The following is a 15,562-nucleotide window of genomic DNA, read 5'->3' on the forward strand; positions in this document are numbered from 1 at the left end:
ACCGTTCCGGAGCGAAGCGGAGGGCCGGTCATCATGGGCTCAGTCGACAGGTCGTGCGGCCGGAGCGGAGCGGAGGCCGCATGACCCGGTACCTGGTCACCGGGGCCGGTGGCATGCTCGGGCACGACCTGCTGGACGTGCTGCAGGGCCGGGACGTCACCGCGGCGACCCGCGCCGAGCTCGACGTCACCGACCCGGCCAAGGTCCGCGACGTCGTCGCCGGGCACGACGTGGTGTTCAACGCCGCGGCATGGACCAACGTCGACGGCGCCGAGGCCGACGAGGCCGCGGCGACCGCCGTCAACGGCACCGCCGTCGCGGCCCTGGCCGAGGCGTGCGCGGCCACCGGCGCCCGCCTGGTGCACGTGTCGACCGACTACGTGTTCCCGGGCGACGCGACCGAGCCCTACGCGGAGGACGCGCCGACGGCGCCCATCAACGCGTACGGGCGCAGCAAGCTGGCCGGCGAGCGGGCCGTCCTCGCGACGCTGCCGTCGGCCGGGTATGTGGTGCGCACCGCGTGGCTCTACGGCGCGCACGGCAACAACTTCGTCCGGACCATGCTGCGGCTGGCCGGCGAGCGGGAGTTCGTCGAGGTCGTCACCGACCAGGTCGGGCAGCCGACGTGGTCGCGGGACCTCGCCGAGCGGCTCGTCGCGCTGGCCGACGCGCAGGCGCCGGCCGGGGTATACCACGGCACCGCGTCGGGCCTGACCTCGTGGCACGGGCTCGCCGCCGCGGTGTTCGAACTGGCCGGGCACGACCCGGCCCGGGTTCGTACGACGACCAGCGCCGCCTACGTCCGGCCCGCGCCGCGGCCGGCCTACAGCGCGCTGGGCCACGACCGCTGGGCGGCGGCCGGGATGCCGCCCATGCGCGAGTGGCGTGCGATGCTGACAGCGGCGCTGGCCGATCCGGCCTTCGGCGTCCGGTCCCCTGGGGGTACTCCGTGAAACTCACCATCGTCACCGGGCTGACCGCGCTCGCCGTCCTGGCGTTCATGGTCGAGCTCCTGCGCCGGCGGCAACTGCAGGAGAAGTACGCGATCCTGTGGCTCGCCGTCAGCCTCGGCATCCTGCCGCTGGCCTTCTTCCCGTTCATCACCGACAACGTGGCCCGCGCCATCGGCATCCAGTCCGGCGTGAGCCTCGTGCTCTTCCTCGGCATCGTCTTCCTGCTCCTGGTCGCGGTCCACCTGAGCTGGGAGGTCAGCCGGCTGGAGGAGGAGACCCGCACGCTCGCCGAGGACCTGGCGCTGCTGCGCAGCGAACTGAACCTTCCGGCCCCGGCCTCCCGGCGGGCCGACGAGATCGCAGAGGTCCACGATGATCAACGGTAAGCGGGTTCTGATCATCATCCCGGCCTGGAACGAGTCCGGCTCGATCGCCGACGTCGTCACCGAGGTCAGCGGTGAGCTCCCCGGCGTCGACATCATCGTCGTCGACGACGGCTCGACCGACGACACGGCCGCCCGGGCCGCGGCGGCGGGGGCGGTCGTCGCCCGCCTGCCGTACAACCTGGGCGTCGGCGGCGCGATGCGCACCGGCTACCGGTACGCGCGCGACCACGGCTACGACGTCGCCATCCAGGTCGACGCCGACGGCCAGCACGACCCGCGGTACATCCCGAAGCTCGTCGACGCCCTCGACGAGAACGACCTGGTCATCGGGGCCCGGTTCGCGGGCGAGGGCGGCTACGCGGTCCGCGGCCCGCGCAAGTGGGCGATGCGGATGCTGTCGGCCGTCCTGTCCCGGCTGTCGCACACGAGGCTCTCCGACACGACGTCGGGGCACCGGGCGTGCAACCGGCGGTTGATCGAGTTCTTCGCACAGTGGTACCCGGCCGAGTACCTGGGCGACACGATCGAGGTCCTGGTCCGCGTGGCCCGGTCCGGGTACAAGATCACGCAGATCCCGGTCGCCATGCGCCCCCGCATGGCGGGCACCCCCAGCAACTCCCCCATGAAGTCGACGATCTACCTGGGCCGCGCGGGCATCGTCCTGCTGCTGGCCCTGATCCGCACCTGACGCTCCCCCTCGTTCGGCTTCTCGCGCGCCGCGCCCACCCCCGGGCGCGGCGCGCGCTGCTTCCGCCCGGCGCCGCACCCCGTCCCAGCGTCGGCTCATCCCCGCACCCCACGCCATCCCCGCGCCCCACCCCAGCACCGCACCGCACCCCAGCCCCGCGCCCCACCCCAGCCCCGCGCCCTACCCCACCCCAGCCCCGCGTCGATCTTGGAGTTGTGGTGCCGGGACACTCCGAGATTGTCCCGATTTGCGACCGCCCACAACTCCAAGATCGACGCGAGGAGGGCGCGGGCGAGCGCGGACGAGCACGGGCGGGCACGGGCGGGCACGGACACAGGCGGACGCGGACGAGCACGGGCGGGCACGGACACGGGCGGGCACGGACGCGGGCGGACGCGGACGAGCACGGACGCGGGCAGACAGCGGCGCGCCGCCCCGGAGGACCGGGACGGCGCGCGACGAACGTGTTGCCGGCTACTCGGACTCGGGCTTGTCCTCGTCCGGAGCCTCGGTGGTCGACGGGGCCGGGCCCGACGCGTTGTCGGCCGGCGTGCTCGGCGACGCCGGCGGCTGCGGCTTGTCCTCCAGGCCCGCCTCCGGCTCGGCCGCCGGCTTGGCGGTGTCCTCGAGGATCGCGGTCAGCGCGAGGCCGGTCAGCCGGCGGAACGTGCGGCCCGGGCGGTTGCGGTCGAGGACCGCGACCTCCAGCTGGTTGGCCGCCAGCTTGCGCGGCTGGCCGTTTTCGCCGCCGACGCTGCCCAGTCCCTCCACCGCCAGCTTCAGCGCCTCAGCGAGCGTCTGGTCGGGCCGCAGGCGGGTCTTGACGGCGCCCGAGATGGCGTCGGACTGGCCGCCCATCGTCACCAGGCCGGGCTCGTCCTGGACGGAGCCGTCGTAGGTGATCCGGTACAGCTCGTCGTCCTCGGCCGTGGCGCCCACCTCGGCGACGCAGATCTCGACCTCGAACGGCTTCTGCTGCTCGGTGAAGATCGCGCCCAGGGTGCGGGCGTAGGCGTTGGCGATCTGGCGGCCGGTCACGTCGCGGCGGCCGTAGGAGTAGCCGTGGAAGTCGGCGAGGCGGACGCCGGCCGAGCGCAGGTTCTCGAACTCCGGGTAGCGCCCGACGGCCGCGAACCCGATGCGGTCGTAGATCTCGCTGACCTTGTGCAGGGCCGTCGACAGGTTCTCCGCGACGAAGAGCACGCCGCCCTGGTAGCTGAGCACCACGACACTGCGGCCACGCGCGATGCCCTTGCGGGCGTATTCCGAGCGGTCCCGCATGATCTGCTCGGGCGAGGCGTAGAACTGCATGGCCACGGTGGCGAGTTCTCCTTCGGTCGGATGGGCGGTGGGGTCAGGCGCCGGGGTTCTCGGCGCGCTCGGCGATGATCTGCTCGGCGACGGCCTTGGTCTCCTCGTCGGTGTACCGCCGGGTGCCCTCCACGGTCGCCGTCATGATCACCGGGAAGATGCCGCGCAGCAGGTCGGGACCGCCGGTCGCCGTGTCGTCGTCGGCCGCGTCATACAGCGCCTCGATCGCCAGCTTGACCGCCTCGTCGGTGGTGACGCCCGCACGATACCGCTTCTTGAGCGAGGACTTGGCGAACAGCGAGCCGGAGCCGATCGAGTCGTAGAAGCGCTCCTCGTAGACGCCGCCGGCGACGTCGAAGCTGAAGATGCGCCCGGCCTGGTCGATCGACTTGGCGTCGACGTCGAAGCCGGCGAACAGCGGCACGACGGCCAGGCCCTGCATGGCGGCGCCGAGGTTGTTGCGCACCATGCTGGCCAGCCGGTTGGCCTTGCCCTCCAGGGAGAGCATGCTGCTCTCGATCTTCTCGTAGTGCTCCAGCTCGACCTGGAACAGCCGCATCATCTCCAGGCCGAAGCCGGCGGTGCCGGCCATGCCGACCAGCGAGTAGGCATCGGCGGCGAACACCTTCTCGATGTCGCGCTGGGCGATGAGGTTGCCCATCGTCGCGCGCCGGTCGCCGCCCATGAGCACGCCGTCGGCGCAGCTGATCGCGACGATCGTGGTGGCGTGGGCGCTCACGTCGGCCGCCATCCCCGGCGGCAGCGGACGCCGGCCCGGGAGCATCTCGGGGGCCACCTGGGCCAGGAACTCACTGAACGACGAGGACCCGGCGGCGTGGAACGCGGCAGGCAGGCGCCCGGAGTGGTCAAGACCCGTCGGCAACGCGAGCTCCCTTCGAAACGACATCGGTGATCGACTGTGTGCCAACAATACGCCGCGGAGGGTCGCCCGCCCCCGGCACGCCGCCACGCTGTGGGCGAAACCAGGCGCGCAACAGCGCGGAACAGCGCGAAACTGCGGCCCGCCCGCCCGGAGACCGGACGAGCGGGCCACGTCAGCGGACGGCTACTCGCCGCCCTTCTGCACGTATCCGCGGACGAATTCTTCGGCGTTCTCCTCGAGCACGGAGTCGATCTCGTCGAGGAGGTCGTCGACGTCCTCGCCCAACTGCTCGACCCGCTCGGCTGTCTCCGGGTTGACCTCGGGTGCGACGACGTCCTCTTCCTCGTCGCGCCGCGACTTCCCGGATTGGGACTGCCCGCCCGTATCCCTCGTAGCCATACCCTCATCCTCCTCGGGGGGACCACCAAACCAACCGCTGCATCGAACGGATCATCCCCGCGTGCGCGGGGACCACGGATCGCTGTCCAAGGCTACCCGGAAGTGATCGCTTCGAGCAGATCCTTCGCGCTCGGGCATTTGTCGAACAGTGCACCGACGTGCTTCTTGGTCCCTCGTTCGGGCTCCATCATCGGCACCCGCACCAGGGACTCCCGGCCCACGTCGAAGATGACCGAGTCCCAACTCGCGGCCACCACCTCGGCCGGGTACTTCGCGAGGCAGCGCCCGCGGAAGTAGGCCCGGGTGTCGTCCGGCGGCTCGACGATCGCGCGCTGGACCTCTTCCTCGGAGAACAGCGTCGCCATCGAGCCCCGCGCGACGAGGCGCTGGTAGAGCCCCTTCTCGGGGCGCACGTCGGAGTACTGCAGGTCGACGAGCTGCAGCTTGTGGGACGACCAGCCGAGCGACTCGCGCTCGCGGTAGCCCTCCAGCAGGCGCAGCTTGGCGACCCAGTCGAGCTCGCCGGCGCACAGCATCGGGTCGCGGCCGAGCCGGTCGAGCACGCTCTCCCAGCGGTCGAGCACGTCGGCGGTGATCTCGTCGACGTCGGCGCCCTGGCGCTGCTCGACGAAGGCGCGGGCCCGCTCGTAGAAGGCCCACTGGATGTCGAGCGCGGTCAGGCGGCGGCCGTCGCGCATGCGGATGAGGTGCTTGAGCGTGGGGTCGTGGCTGACCGACTTGAGCTCGGTGACCGGGTCGGCGATGCCCAGGTCGGCGGAGAGCACCTTCTCCTCGATCATCGCGAGGATGAGGGAGGTGGCGCCGACCTTGAGGTAGGTCGAGATCTCCGACAGGTTGGCGTCGCCGATGATCACGTGGAGCCGCCGGTACTTGTCGGCGTCGGCGTGCGGCTCGTCACGGGTGTTGATGATGGGGCGCTTGAGCGTGGTCTCGAGGCCGACCTCGACCTCGAAGAAGTCGGCGCGCTGCGAGAGCTGGAAGCCGGGGCCCGACCCGTCCTGCCCGATGCCGACCCGCCCCGCCCCGCACACGATCTGCCGGGTGACGAAGAACGGGGTGAGGTGCATGACGATGTCGGCGAACGGCGTCTGCCGGCGCATCAGGTAGTTCTCGTGGGCGCCGTAGGAGGCGCCCTTGTTGTCGGTGTTGTTCTTGTACAGGTGGATCGGCAGCGTGCCGGGGATCGTCGCCGCGCGCCGGGCCGCCTCCGCCATCACCCGCTCGCCGGCCTTGTCCCAGAGCACGACGTCGCGCGGGTTGGTCACCTCGGGCGTGGAGTACTCCGGGTGGGCGTGGTCGACGTAGAGGCGGGCGCCGTTGGTCAGTATCACGTTGGCCAGGCCGAGGTCCTCGTCGGCGAGGGCCTCCGCCGGGTCGTAGAGGGCACCCGAGTAGGTGAACCCGCGTGCGTCGCGCAGCGGGGACTCCTCCTCGTAGTCCCACCGGGCCCGGCCGCCCTTGGTGAGCTCGGGTCGCGCCCCGTAGGCGTTGACCACTTGGGAGGAGGTCACCATCGGGTTCGCCCCCGGCTGGCCGGGCACGGAAACGCCGTACTCGACCTCGGTGCCCATCACGCGCCGCACACTCATGACACAACCCTAGTCGCACGGACCGGCACTCACCCCACACCGGGCGGGCCAGATTGCCGGATGCACTGCTGGAAGCAGCGGCGGGCGGTGACCGGATCGGTCGCCGCCCGCCGTCGAGGAGCTGGTGTTACAGGTACTGGCCGGTGTTCGTGGCCGTCTCTATCGACCGGCCGGCCTCGGCGCCCTTGCCGCCGGAGACGAGCGTGCGGATGTACACGATCCGCTCGCCCTTCTTGCCGGAGATGCGGGCCCAGTCGTCCGGGTTGGTGGTGTTCGGCAGGTCCTCGTTCTCGCGGAACTCGTCGACGCAGGAGTCGAGCAGGTGCTGCAGGCGCATGCCCTTCTGTCCGTTGCCGAGGAAGTCCTTGATCGCCATCTTCTTGGCCCGGTCCACGATGTTCTGGATCATCGCGCCGGAGTTGAAGTCCTTGAAGTACAGGACCTCCTTGTCACCGTTGGCGTAGGTGACCTCCAGGAACCGGTTCTCCTCGGTCTCGGAGTACATCCGCAGGACGACCGCGTCGATCATGGCGCTGACCGTGGCCTCGGACGACTCGCCGTGCTCGGCGAGGTCGTCCTTGTGCAGCGGGACGGTCTCCAGGATGTACTTCGAGAAGATGTCCTTGGCCGCCTCGGCGTCCGGACGCTCGATCTTGATCTTCACGTCCAGCCGGCCCGGGCGCAGGATCGCCGGGTCGATCATGTCCTCGCGGTTCGAGGCGCCGATGACGATGACGTTCTCCAGCCCCTCGACGCCGTCGATCTCGCTCAGCAGCTGCGGCACGATCGTGTTCTCGACGTCGGAGGAGACCCCCGAGCCACGGGTCCGGAACACCGAGTCCATCTCGTCGAAGAACACGATGACCGGCGTGCCCTCGCTGGCCTTCTCACGGGCCCGCTGGAAGATCAGCCGGATGTGCCGCTCCGTCTCGCCGACGTACTTGTTGAGCAGCTCCGGACCCTTGATGTTGAGGAAGTAGCTGGTCTGGCGCTCCTCGCCACGCTTCTCGGCGATCTTCTTGGCCAGCGAGTTGGCCACCGCCTTGGCGATGAGCGTCTTGCCACACCCGGGCGGGCCGTAGAGCAGGACGCCCTTCGGCGGGCGGAGCAGGTGCTCCCGGAACAGCTCGGCGTGCAGGAAGGGCAGCTCCACGGCGTCGCGGATCTGCTCGATCTGCCGGGAGAGGCCGCCGATGTCGGCGTAGTCGACGTCGGGCACCTCCTCCAGGACGAGTTCCTCGACCTCGCTCTTCGGGATCCGCTCGTAGGCGTACGCCGAGCGGGGCTCGATCATGAGCGAGTCGCCGGCGCGCAGCGGCGCGTCGGCGAGAGTGTCCGCCAGGTGGACGATCCGTTCCTCGTCGGCGTGCGAGATGACGAGTGCCCGATCGCCGCCCTCCAGGACCTCCTTCAACATGACGACCTCACCGACCCGCTCGAACCCGAGCGCGTCGACGATGTTGAGGGCGTCGTTGAGCAGGACCTCCTGGCCTCGGCGCAGCTCCTCGGTCTCGATCGCCGGGGAGACTGCCACGCGCAGCTTGCGCCCGCCGGTGAACACGTCGACGGTGCCGTCGTCGTGGCGGGCGAGGAAGACGCCGTAACCACTCGGCGGCTGTGCCAGGCGGTCCACCTCTTCCTTCAGCGTCACGATCTGGGCCCGGGCCTCCTTGAGGGTGGCCACGAGCCGCTCGTTGTTTTCGGTCAGCCGGGCAATCTGCGCCTGCGCTGCGGCGAGCCGCTCCTCGAGCTGTCGCACGTGTCGCGGAGTCTCCGTCAGCTTGCGTCGCACCAGGGCGAGTTCCTCCTGAAGAAACGCGACCTGCGTGGAGAGATCGTGGGCGTCCTTCTCCCATCGTGCGGCGCGCGTCTCCGCGTCGTCGCTGCGTGCCACGTCCCACCTCCCCGGGGGCTTTGAACGTTGTGCTCTAACACTAACTGCTGATCGCCGGTTCGGGCCCCTTCGAACACGTGCGCCACAGGGTGTTTACAAATCCTGCGGGCTCAACGGCCCTGTGCGGGACCCTTTTCCAACCCTCTGCGGTCTGCGTCACGGGCCCCTGCGCGTGTTGCGGGGTGTCGGGTAGCGTCGTACCCGTGCGTACCGAGACCGTGGAGCAGACTACCGAACAGACGCTGGAGGTCTGGGTTGACCAGGACCTCTGCACCGGCGACGGCCTCTGTGTGCAGTATGCCCCGGAGGTCTTCGAGTTCGACGTCGACGGCCTCGCCTACGTGAAGGGTCCCGACGGCGAGCTGCTCCTGGCGCCCGGCAGCCGGGTCGACGTGCCGGCTCACCTGCGGCTGGAGGTCATCGACGCGGCCAAGGAGTGCCCCGGCGAGTGCATCCACGTCCGCCGCGCGGCCGACGGCGTGCCCGTCGCCGGCCCCGGCGCCGACCAGTAGCGCGCTCATGGCGTAGTGGCTACAGCATCGGCTTGCCGACGAGCGAGCTGACCAGCCGCGCGAACTCCTCCAGGCGGGCGATCTGGCCCGCGCCGCCGTCGTCGAGCGTCTTGCCGAAGCGCAGGGCGTCGTGCCGGATGACCGAGCCGGCCTCCTCGGCGGCCACGTTCGCCTCGTCGAGCGAGGTCAGCAGCAGGTAGACGTCGACGCTGTCGACCCGGGCCGTCCCGTTCGGGTTGCGGCTGATCCGGCGGCGGCAGCCGACCTCGGTGACCGCCGACAGGGCCACGACCCGCAGGGACGACGTCATCGAGCCGGGCGGCGCCTCCTCCGGGGGGATGTCCTCCCCGTGCCACAGGATGAGGCGGGTGCCGTCGCAGACGACGACCTCCTGCCACACCCCGTTGACGTCGTTGACGAACCGCTCGAGGGTGAAGCCCAGGACGCTCTGACCCCGCAGTACACCTGCCATCGCATCCAGCGCGATGTCCGGATCGCGCAGGTATGCCCGTGCGGCCGACTCGAGGTCGGGGTAGGGGGACCAGTCGGGGAAGACGGCGGGCAGATCACTGAAGCTCGGCCTGCTCATGCTGGCTCGCCTCCTCGTCTTCCCGGGCGGCCGCGGCGGCCGCCAGCCGCCGTGCCGCATACGCCTCGGCACCCTTGCTCGGCTTGCGCCGGCGGGGCGGCGCGGTCACCCCGGGCGCGAGCTTGCGCGCGCTCACCAGGAACGCCGTGTGCGCGATCATCCGGTGGTCGGGCCGCACGGCCAGGCCCTCGGCGTGCCAGTCCCGCACCAGGCTCTCCCACGCACGAGGCTCGGTGTACCCACCATCCTCGCGCAAGGCCTCCACTAATTCCGACAATTGCGGAGTAGTCGCCACGTAGCCGATGAGCACGCCGCCGGGCAGCAGGGCCCGCGACACCAGTGGCAACATCTCCCACGGCGTCAGCATGTCCAGAATTATCCGATCAAACCCGACATCCTCGCAGCCGGCCAGGTCACCGACCCGCAGGGTCCACCCGGGGACGGGCCCGCCGAAGAAGGCCTCGACGTTCTTGCGGGCGATCTGGGCGAAGTCGTCGCGGATCTCGTACGAGGTGACGCTGCCGGACGCGCCGACCGCGCGCAGCAGCGAGCAGGTCAGGGCGCCGGAGCCGGCGCCGGCCTCGAGGACCCGGGCACCGGGGAAGACGTCGCCCATCGCGACGATCTGCGCGGCGTCCTTCGGGTAGATCACCTGGGCGCCGCGGGGCATCGACAGGACGTAGTCGGCCAGCAGGGGGCGCAGCGCGAGGTACTGCGTGCCGCCGCTGGACGTCACCACGCTGCCGTCGGGCGCGCCGATGAGGGCGTCGTGCTCGACGATGCCGCGGTGGGTGTGGAAGCCCTTGCCCGGCTCCAGCACGATCGTGTGCATCCGGCCCTTCGGGTCGGTGAGCTGCACGCGGTCGCCGGGGCGGAACGGCCCGCGGCGGATCTGCGCTGCATGCTCGGGTGCGCCGTCGTGTGCGTCGAGGGTCAGGGGGCGTTCCAGGGTCACGTGTTCTTCCTCCGGACGGTGGGCCGGCGCGGCTCCACGAGCGAAACGAGGTCGGCGCCCCGCAGGACGCCGTGCACATCCTCGCCCGACACCACCAGGTAGTCGCCGGCCGGGTCGTCCCGGATGGCCTGGAGCAGGTCAGTGCCCCGCAGATCGCCCTGCAGCACGTGCTGGGGGTCGATCCGGCGGGTGACGTCGCCGACCGGGACCCAGGGCCGCCGCTCGGCCGGCACCGCCCGCGCCGACGCACCGTGCACGAAGCCGATCAGCCCGCCGGCGCCGTCGACGACCGCGACGACCGGCTGGCGCTCCTCGCTCATCGCGGCCAGGCGGGCCGCCTCGGCCAGGGGCGTGCTCGCCGACACCGCGACGACCGGCCGGGCCAGGTCGCGGGCGCTGAACGGGGGCAGGCTGGCCGCTACCCGGCCGTGCCGGATGGCCTGGCCGGCGCCGACCCACAGGGTCACCGCCACGAGCAGCGTGAAGATCACCCCGAAGTAGCCGTCGATGATCCCGCGCTCGAAGAGGATCAGGACCGCCGCGGCGGTGGCCAGGGCGACCACCCGGCCGGCCCAGCCCGCGACCCGCCGGCCCAGGTTGGGGTCGCCGCTGGCCTTCCAGACCAGCGCCTGCAGCGCGCGGCCGCCGTCGAGCGGCAGCCCCGGCAGCGCGTTGAACACGGCGACGACGATGTTGGACAGCGCCAGCTGGAACGCGAACGTCTCGGCGATCCCGCCGCCGGGCAGCACGACTGCGGCCGCGGCGGCCAGCAGGCCGACGGCGAACGACACCGCCGGGCCGGCCAGGGAGATGTACAGCTCGACGCCGGGGCGCGGCGCCTCCCGGTCCATCTCGGTGTACCCACCGAGCATCTCCAGCGTGATCCCGCGCACACCGATGCCGCTGCGCCGGCTGGTGACGGCGTGGCCGAGCTCGTGCAGCAGCACCGAGATCAACAGGCAGACCACGAACCCGAACCCGATCGCGAACCCGGTGCTCAGCGACAGCTCCCGCCGCACCGTCAGGATCTGGCCATACGTGAGCGTGATCAGCGCCGCCAGCAGCAGCCAGGAGGGCGCCAGGTAGATCGGGACGCCGGCGATCCGCCCCAGGGGGATCCCGGCGCCACGCTCCCGCGGCTGAGGGCGGGCGGCCGGCGGCGCCGGAGGGGGTCCCGAGCGGTGTGCGTCCATTGCCCACGATGCTACGGGTTCCGCGGCGCCGGGCGCTGCGGCGAAGGTTTTCGTCGTACCCCTCGCTTAACCTCTTGGGCATGACGGTGCCTGTCAGTACGTCGTTGCCCACCTTGTCGCCGTCGCGTGCCGCCGACTTCAAGACCTGCCCCCTGCTCTACCGGTTCCGCAGCATCGACCGGCTGCCCGAGCGCCCGACCCCCGACCAGGCCCGCGGCACCCTGGTCCACGCGGTGCTGGAGACCCTGTTCGACACCCCGGCCGGCGAGCGCACCCCCGCCCACGCGGCCGACCTGGTCGAGCCGCAGTGGCAGCGCCTGCTCGCCGAGCAGGAGGACCTCGCCGAGCTGTTCGACGGCACGCCCGTGACCACCGACGAGTTCCTGGCCAGCGCCCGCGAGCTGCTGGGCGGCTACTTCGCGGTCGAGGACCCCAACCGCCTGGAGCCGGCCGAGCGGGAGGCGTTCGTCCAGGCGGAGGTCGACGGCCGCCTGGTCATCCGCGGCTACATCGACCGCCTCGACGTCTCCCCCGCCGGCGACCTCCGCGTCGTCGACTACAAGACCGGCGGCGCCCCACGCGAGGCGTTCGAGGCGCGCGCGATGTTCCAGCTGAAGTTCTACGCCCTGGTCCTGTGGCGCACCCGGGGTGTCGTGCCGCGGGTGCTGCGCCTGATGTATCTGCGCGACCGCGAGATCTGCGACTTCTCCCCGGACGCGGAGGAGCTGGCCCGCTTCGAGCGGACGTTGCTCGCCCTGTGGCAGGCCATCGACCGGGCCACGACGGACCGCGACTTCCGGGCGCAGCCGAGCCGGCTGTGCGCGTGGTGCGCGCATCAGGCGCTCTGCCCGGCGTATGGCGGGACGCCCCCGCCGTTCCCGGAGGCGCCGTCCCTGGCCGCCGACGTGGAGGACGAGCCGCCGGCCGGCCGCGACGAGTAGGCGGGGAGCGACGCAAGCCAACGCCGGGCGGCCCGCCGCCGCGCGGGAACGACGCGAGCGGGCGCCGGGCGGGCTGCTGCGAGGACGTGCGGGCCCGCCTGGCCGTGCTCACCGAACTGCCGGACGAGTGGTGCGGGAACGACGCGAGCCGGCGCCGGGCGGGCTGCTGCGGTGCGAGCACGGCACCGCACCGGCCCGCCACGGCGCGGACCGGGCGCGAGGTGGCTCGGCGACGCCTTGGCAGGGCACGGCACGAGCCCGGCCCGCGCGCGATGAGCGGCTCCGGCTGACCGGGCAGGAAACGTTGGCGCCGGGCGGGCGACCAGCGCGGCGGCGATGACCTGGGGCGCGTTCCTGTGCGGCCGACGCGCGACCCGCGGTGGTCGGCCCGGTCCGGCCACCGCAATCGTCGGGTGGCTTGCGCAACTTCCCCGGCCTCAGCGCTTGGCCGGTCCCGTCCAGACCGGCCGCATCCGGTCCCCTCGACGCGGAGTCCGCGGAGCCATCTCCCGGCATTTCGGAAATGTCGGGCACCGAGCGGGGCTGCCCGCGGCCGGCGGCGCACCATCCCATGATCGATGGAAACGTCTGGCTGTCCTGGCAACCAGAAGTCTCCATCGATCATGGGGCGTGCCGGGCGCGGAGGGCGCGGAGGAGGCAAATGCCAGCCGCGCCCCCGCGGCTGAGGGTGCCCGCGCCGGAGCGGTCCGTGATCGTGGGAAGCATCTGGTCGTCGGGGCAGCCGGATGATTCCCACGATCATGGGTGCCGTGGCGGAGGAGGCGTCTCATCCTTGAGCACGAGGTCGATGTCCGGCTCGGCGATGAAACCGGCGCGTTTCGGAGCGGATACCGTCAGTGTGTGCGTGTGCTGGAGCGGGTCCGTCTCTCGCGGCGTGAGCCGTTCGTGCAGGACGTGCTGCTCGCCCTGCTGCTGATCGTCGTCAGCGACGGGCTCACCACGGTCGCCACGACGGCGTTCGGCACCAAGGATCTCGCGTTCCAGCTCGTCTTCGACACCCTCGGGCTGTCGGTGGTCGCGCTGCGGCGGCGGTGGCTGTGGGGCGCGGTCTGGATTATCGCCGTCCACTCCGTCGTGCCGCTGGTCAGCGGGCTGCCGCTGGTGAGCGGCGGGCTCGGGATCATCGTGATGACGTACACCGTGGCGGCCCACCTGTCGCTCCGCGAGGCGCTGTGGGGATCGGCGCTCATGTGGGTGCCGGGCACGGCGCTCGCGGCGGTGCTGGGGCGGGCCGACGACACGCCGTTCGTGCCCGAGACCCGCATCTTCCTCATCTTCAACGCGATGAGCGCGCTGGTGTGCTTCACGGTCGGGCGGTCGGTCGCCACCCGGCGGGCCTACATCGCCGCGCTCGAGGACCGGGCCCGCACCGCCGAGACCAGCCAGCGGGCGCTCACCGACAAGGCCGTGGCCGAGGAGCGGCGGCGCATCGCGCGCGAGCTGCACGACGTGGTCGCGCACCACGTGAGCGTCATGGGCGTGCTGGCGACCGGGTCGCGGCGGATGCTGTCGCGCGACCCGGCGGCGGCCGACGAGGCACTGGCCACGATCGAGGAGACGGGGCGCACCGCGTTACGCGAGATGCGGCGATTACTGAGCGTGCTGCGCACCGAGACCGAGCCGGCCGGCGAGCTGGAGCCGCAGCCGGGGCTGGCCGGGGTCGAGGGGCTGGTCGAGCAGATCCGCGAGGCGGGGCTGCAGGCGTCGCTCAAGGTGGAGGGCGAGCCGGCGCCGCTGGACCCGGGCGTGTCGCTCACCGTGTACCGGATCGTGCAGGAGGCGCTGACGAACGCGCTGAAGCACGCGGGGGCGGCGAGCGTGGAGGTGCGGCTGGTGTTCAGCCGCACGGACGTCGTCGTCGAGATCTGCGACACGGGACGCGGGCCGCAGCTGGGCACCGCGGCCATCGGCCACGGCCTGCTCGGCATGCGGGAGCGGGTCATGTTGTACGGCGGGACGCTGCGCACCGGGCCCCGCCCCGGGGGCGGCTACCGTGTCCACGCGAGGATCCCCCTCGAGACCGCGTCTGAGAGGCAGTTGGCGAGTTGACCGAGGAACGTCCCATCCGGCTGCTGCTCGCCGACGACCAGCCGCTGCTGCGCACCGGGTTCCGGATGGTGCTCGGCGGCGAGCCCGACCTCGACATCGTCGCCGAGGCGGGCGACGGCGTCGAGGCGGTCGAGCTGGCCCGCCGCCTGCTGCCCGACGTGGTGCTCATGGACATCCGCATGCCCCGGATGGACGGCGTGGCGGCGACCCGGGTCATCGTCGACGCGAAGCTGCCGGTCCGGGTGCTGATCCTGACGACGTTCGACCTGGACGAGTACGTGGTCGGGGCGCTGCGGGCCGGGGCCAGCGGGTTCCTCGCCAAGGACGTGCCGGCCGACGACCTCGTCACGGCGATCCGGACCGTGGCAGCGGGCGAGGCCGTGGTGGCGCCGCGCATCCTCAAGCGGCTGCTGGACAAGTTCGCCGACGCGCTGCCCGACCCCGACGCTCCCCCGCCGCGGGACCTGCGGGTGCTGACCGACCGCGAGCGTGAGGTGCTGGTGCAGCTCGCGCGCGGGCTGTCCAACGCCGAGATCGCCAAGGCGCTGTCGGTGAGCGAGACGACCGTGAAGACCCACGTCGGGCACGTGCTGACCAAGCTGGGGCTGCGCGACCGGGTGCAGGCGGTGGTGCTCGCCTACGAGACGGGTCTGGTCCGTCCCGGGTCGTAGCTGCCTCCTCCGCACGGAGGAGCACCACCTAGGGATGAGGGTCCTCCACAGGGAGTAGCCCGGTTTAGCGCCCACGAACGACGGCCGGGGTGCGCCGACCCCGTAGCGTGAGGTGGTCAAGTGGACCACTTTCCAAGGGGGACGAAGAGCGTGACCACGACAGTCACGACCGGGCAGGCGGTCGCCGCCCGCGCGGTGGACGTGTGGAAGGTGTACGGCAGCGGGGAGGCCCAGGTCATCGCGCTGCACGGGGTGAGCGTCGAGCTGGAGCGCGGGCACTTCACCGCGATCATGGGCCCGTCGGGCTCCGGCAAGTCGACGTTGATGCACACGCTCGCGGGCCTGGACTCGGTCACCCGCGGTGACGTCTTCATCGGCGACACCAAGCTCACGGGGATGTCGGACGGTAACCTGACCAACCTTCGGCGCACGAAGGTCGGGTTCATCTTCCAGCAGTTCAACCTGCTGCCGACGCTGACGGCCGAGGAGAACATCCTGCTGCCGCTG

The 15,562-nt window shown here is 71.6% G+C and carries 16 protein-coding genes; 8 read left to right on the forward strand and 8 right to left on the reverse strand.

Translation table 11 applies throughout. The annotated features are described in order from the left end of the window. Nucleotides 1-80 precede the first annotated feature (80 nt). Genes rfbD through IEZ31_RS54070 form a run of 3 tightly spaced genes read left to right on the forward strand, consistent with a single transcriptional unit; the run spans nucleotide 81 to nucleotide 2,027 of the window. Nucleotides 81-953 (forward strand): dTDP-4-dehydrorhamnose reductase, encoded by an 873-nt coding sequence (gene rfbD / locus IEZ31_RS54060; protein ID WP_190257985.1) that lies wholly within the window; start codon nucleotides 81-83, stop codon nucleotides 951-953. Then, entirely contained in the window at nucleotides 950-1,339 is a 390-nt protein-coding gene (locus tag IEZ31_RS54065; RefSeq protein WP_190257986.1) for a DUF2304 domain-containing protein, read from the forward strand. The genes rfbD and IEZ31_RS54065 overlap by 4 nt, the downstream gene beginning before the upstream one ends. Next, nucleotides 1,326-2,027, forward strand: a complete 702-nt coding sequence (locus tag IEZ31_RS54070; RefSeq protein ID WP_190257987.1) for a glycosyltransferase family 2 protein — start codon at nucleotides 1,326-1,328, stop codon at nucleotides 2,025-2,027. The genes IEZ31_RS54065 and IEZ31_RS54070 overlap by 14 nt, the downstream gene beginning before the upstream one ends. Before the next feature lie 474 nt (nucleotides 2,028-2,501). Here the strand turns inward: IEZ31_RS54070 and prcA are convergent, their stop codons facing one another. The 5 genes from prcA to arc form a co-directional block, all read right to left on the reverse strand. Continuing rightward, nucleotides 2,502-3,344: a proteasome subunit alpha gene (gene prcA, locus IEZ31_RS54075; RefSeq protein ID WP_190257988.1), complete on the reverse strand. Its 843-nt coding sequence runs from the start codon at nucleotides 3,342-3,344 to the stop codon at nucleotides 2,502-2,504. Between the two features lie 37 nt (nucleotides 3,345-3,381). Continuing rightward, nucleotides 3,382-4,221: a proteasome subunit beta gene (gene prcB / locus IEZ31_RS54080; RefSeq protein ID WP_229837245.1), complete on the reverse strand. Its 840-nt coding sequence runs from the start codon at nucleotides 4,219-4,221 to the stop codon at nucleotides 3,382-3,384. Between the two features lie 183 nt (nucleotides 4,222-4,404). Beyond that, a complete protein-coding gene (locus IEZ31_RS54085) occupies nucleotides 4,405-4,620 on the reverse strand; it encodes a ubiquitin-like protein Pup (protein ID WP_190257990.1) in 216 nt (71 codons plus the stop codon). Between the two features lie 92 nt (nucleotides 4,621-4,712). Beyond that, nucleotides 4,713-6,230: a depupylase/deamidase Dop gene (gene dop / locus IEZ31_RS54090; RefSeq protein ID WP_373294879.1), complete on the reverse strand. Its 1,518-nt coding sequence runs from the start codon at nucleotides 6,228-6,230 to the stop codon at nucleotides 4,713-4,715. Between the two features lie 127 nt (nucleotides 6,231-6,357). Continuing rightward, a complete protein-coding gene (gene arc, locus IEZ31_RS54095; protein ID WP_190257991.1) occupies nucleotides 6,358-8,124 on the reverse strand; it encodes a proteasome ATPase in 1,767 nt (588 codons plus the stop codon). A gap of 203 nt (nucleotides 8,125-8,327) precedes the next feature. On the opposite strand from arc, the gene IEZ31_RS54100 reads away from it, so the two are divergent. After that, nucleotides 8,328-8,636 carry a ferredoxin gene (locus IEZ31_RS54100; RefSeq protein WP_373294880.1) on the forward strand — a complete coding sequence of 103 codons (309 nt, stop codon included), beginning with the start codon at nucleotides 8,328-8,330 and terminating at the stop codon, nucleotides 8,634-8,636. A gap of 19 nt (nucleotides 8,637-8,655) precedes the next feature. On the opposite strand, the gene IEZ31_RS54105 is transcribed toward IEZ31_RS54100, so the two are convergent. From IEZ31_RS54105 to IEZ31_RS54115, 3 genes are read right to left on the reverse strand one after another with little or no spacing between them, the layout of a single operon-like run. After that, nucleotides 8,656-9,225 (reverse strand): hypothetical protein, encoded by a 570-nt coding sequence (locus IEZ31_RS54105; protein ID WP_190257992.1) that lies wholly within the window; start codon nucleotides 9,223-9,225, stop codon nucleotides 8,656-8,658. After that, entirely contained in the window at nucleotides 9,203-10,162 is a 960-nt protein-coding gene (locus IEZ31_RS54110) for a tRNA (adenine-N1)-methyltransferase (RefSeq protein ID WP_308429544.1), read from the reverse strand. The genes IEZ31_RS54105 and IEZ31_RS54110 overlap by 23 nt, the downstream gene beginning before the upstream one ends. A gap of 14 nt (nucleotides 10,163-10,176) precedes the next feature. Beyond that, on the reverse strand, nucleotides 10,177-11,373 hold the full coding sequence (locus IEZ31_RS54115) for a site-2 protease family protein (RefSeq protein ID WP_190257994.1): 1,197 nt from the start codon (nucleotides 11,371-11,373) through the stop codon (nucleotides 10,177-10,179). Nucleotides 11,374-11,453: 80 nt separating this feature from the next. Here IEZ31_RS54115 and IEZ31_RS54120 point away from each other — a divergent pair, with 80 nt between their 5' ends. The 4 genes from IEZ31_RS54120 to IEZ31_RS54135 form a co-directional block, all read left to right on the forward strand. Further along, on the forward strand, nucleotides 11,454-12,314 hold the full coding sequence (locus IEZ31_RS54120; RefSeq protein WP_190257995.1) for a RecB family exonuclease: 861 nt from the start codon (nucleotides 11,454-11,456) through the stop codon (nucleotides 12,312-12,314). An 861-nt stretch (nucleotides 12,315-13,175) separates the two neighbouring features. Then, entirely contained in the window at nucleotides 13,176-14,384 is a 1,209-nt protein-coding gene (locus IEZ31_RS54125) for a sensor histidine kinase (RefSeq protein ID WP_229837248.1), read from the forward strand. Continuing rightward, nucleotides 14,381-15,055 (forward strand): response regulator, encoded by a 675-nt coding sequence (locus IEZ31_RS54130; RefSeq protein ID WP_268241778.1) that lies wholly within the window; start codon nucleotides 14,381-14,383, stop codon nucleotides 15,053-15,055. The genes IEZ31_RS54125 and IEZ31_RS54130 overlap by 4 nt, the downstream gene beginning before the upstream one ends. Nucleotides 15,056-15,205: 150 nt before the next feature. After that, a partial coding sequence (locus tag IEZ31_RS54135) for an ABC transporter ATP-binding protein (RefSeq protein ID WP_190257996.1) occupies nucleotides 15,206-15,562 on the forward strand: 357 nt, incomplete at its 3' end.

It is taken from the genome of Dactylosporangium sucinum (assembly GCF_014647515.1).
Classification (GTDB): domain Bacteria; phylum Actinomycetota; class Actinomycetes; order Mycobacteriales; family Micromonosporaceae; genus Dactylosporangium; species Dactylosporangium sucinum.

Bases quoted from the DNA above. Each gene is read 5' to 3' on its own strand.
- rfbD (WP_190257985.1), top strand. From the start codon at position 81: ATGACCCGGTACCTGGTCACCGGGGCCGGTGGCATGCTCGGGCACGAC.
- IEZ31_RS54105 (WP_190257992.1), bottom strand. From the start codon at position 9,225: ATGAGCAGGCCGAGCTTCAGTGATCTGCCCGCCGTCTTCCCCGACTGG.
- IEZ31_RS54115 (WP_190257994.1), bottom strand. From the start codon at position 11,373: ATGGACGCACACCGCTCGGGACCCCCTCCGGCGCCGCCGGCCGCCCGC.
- IEZ31_RS54120 (WP_190257995.1), top strand. From the start codon at position 11,454: ATGACGGTGCCTGTCAGTACGTCGTTGCCCACCTTGTCGCCGTCGCGT.
- IEZ31_RS54070 (WP_190257987.1), top strand. From the start codon at position 1,326: ATGATCAACGGTAAGCGGGTTCTGATCATCATCCCGGCCTGGAACGAG.
- dop (WP_373294879.1), bottom strand. From the start codon at position 6,230: ATGAGTGTGCGGCGCGTGATGGGCACCGAGGTCGAGTACGGCGTTTCC.
- IEZ31_RS54085 (WP_190257990.1), bottom strand. From the start codon at position 4,620: ATGGCTACGAGGGATACGGGCGGGCAGTCCCAATCCGGGAAGTCGCGG.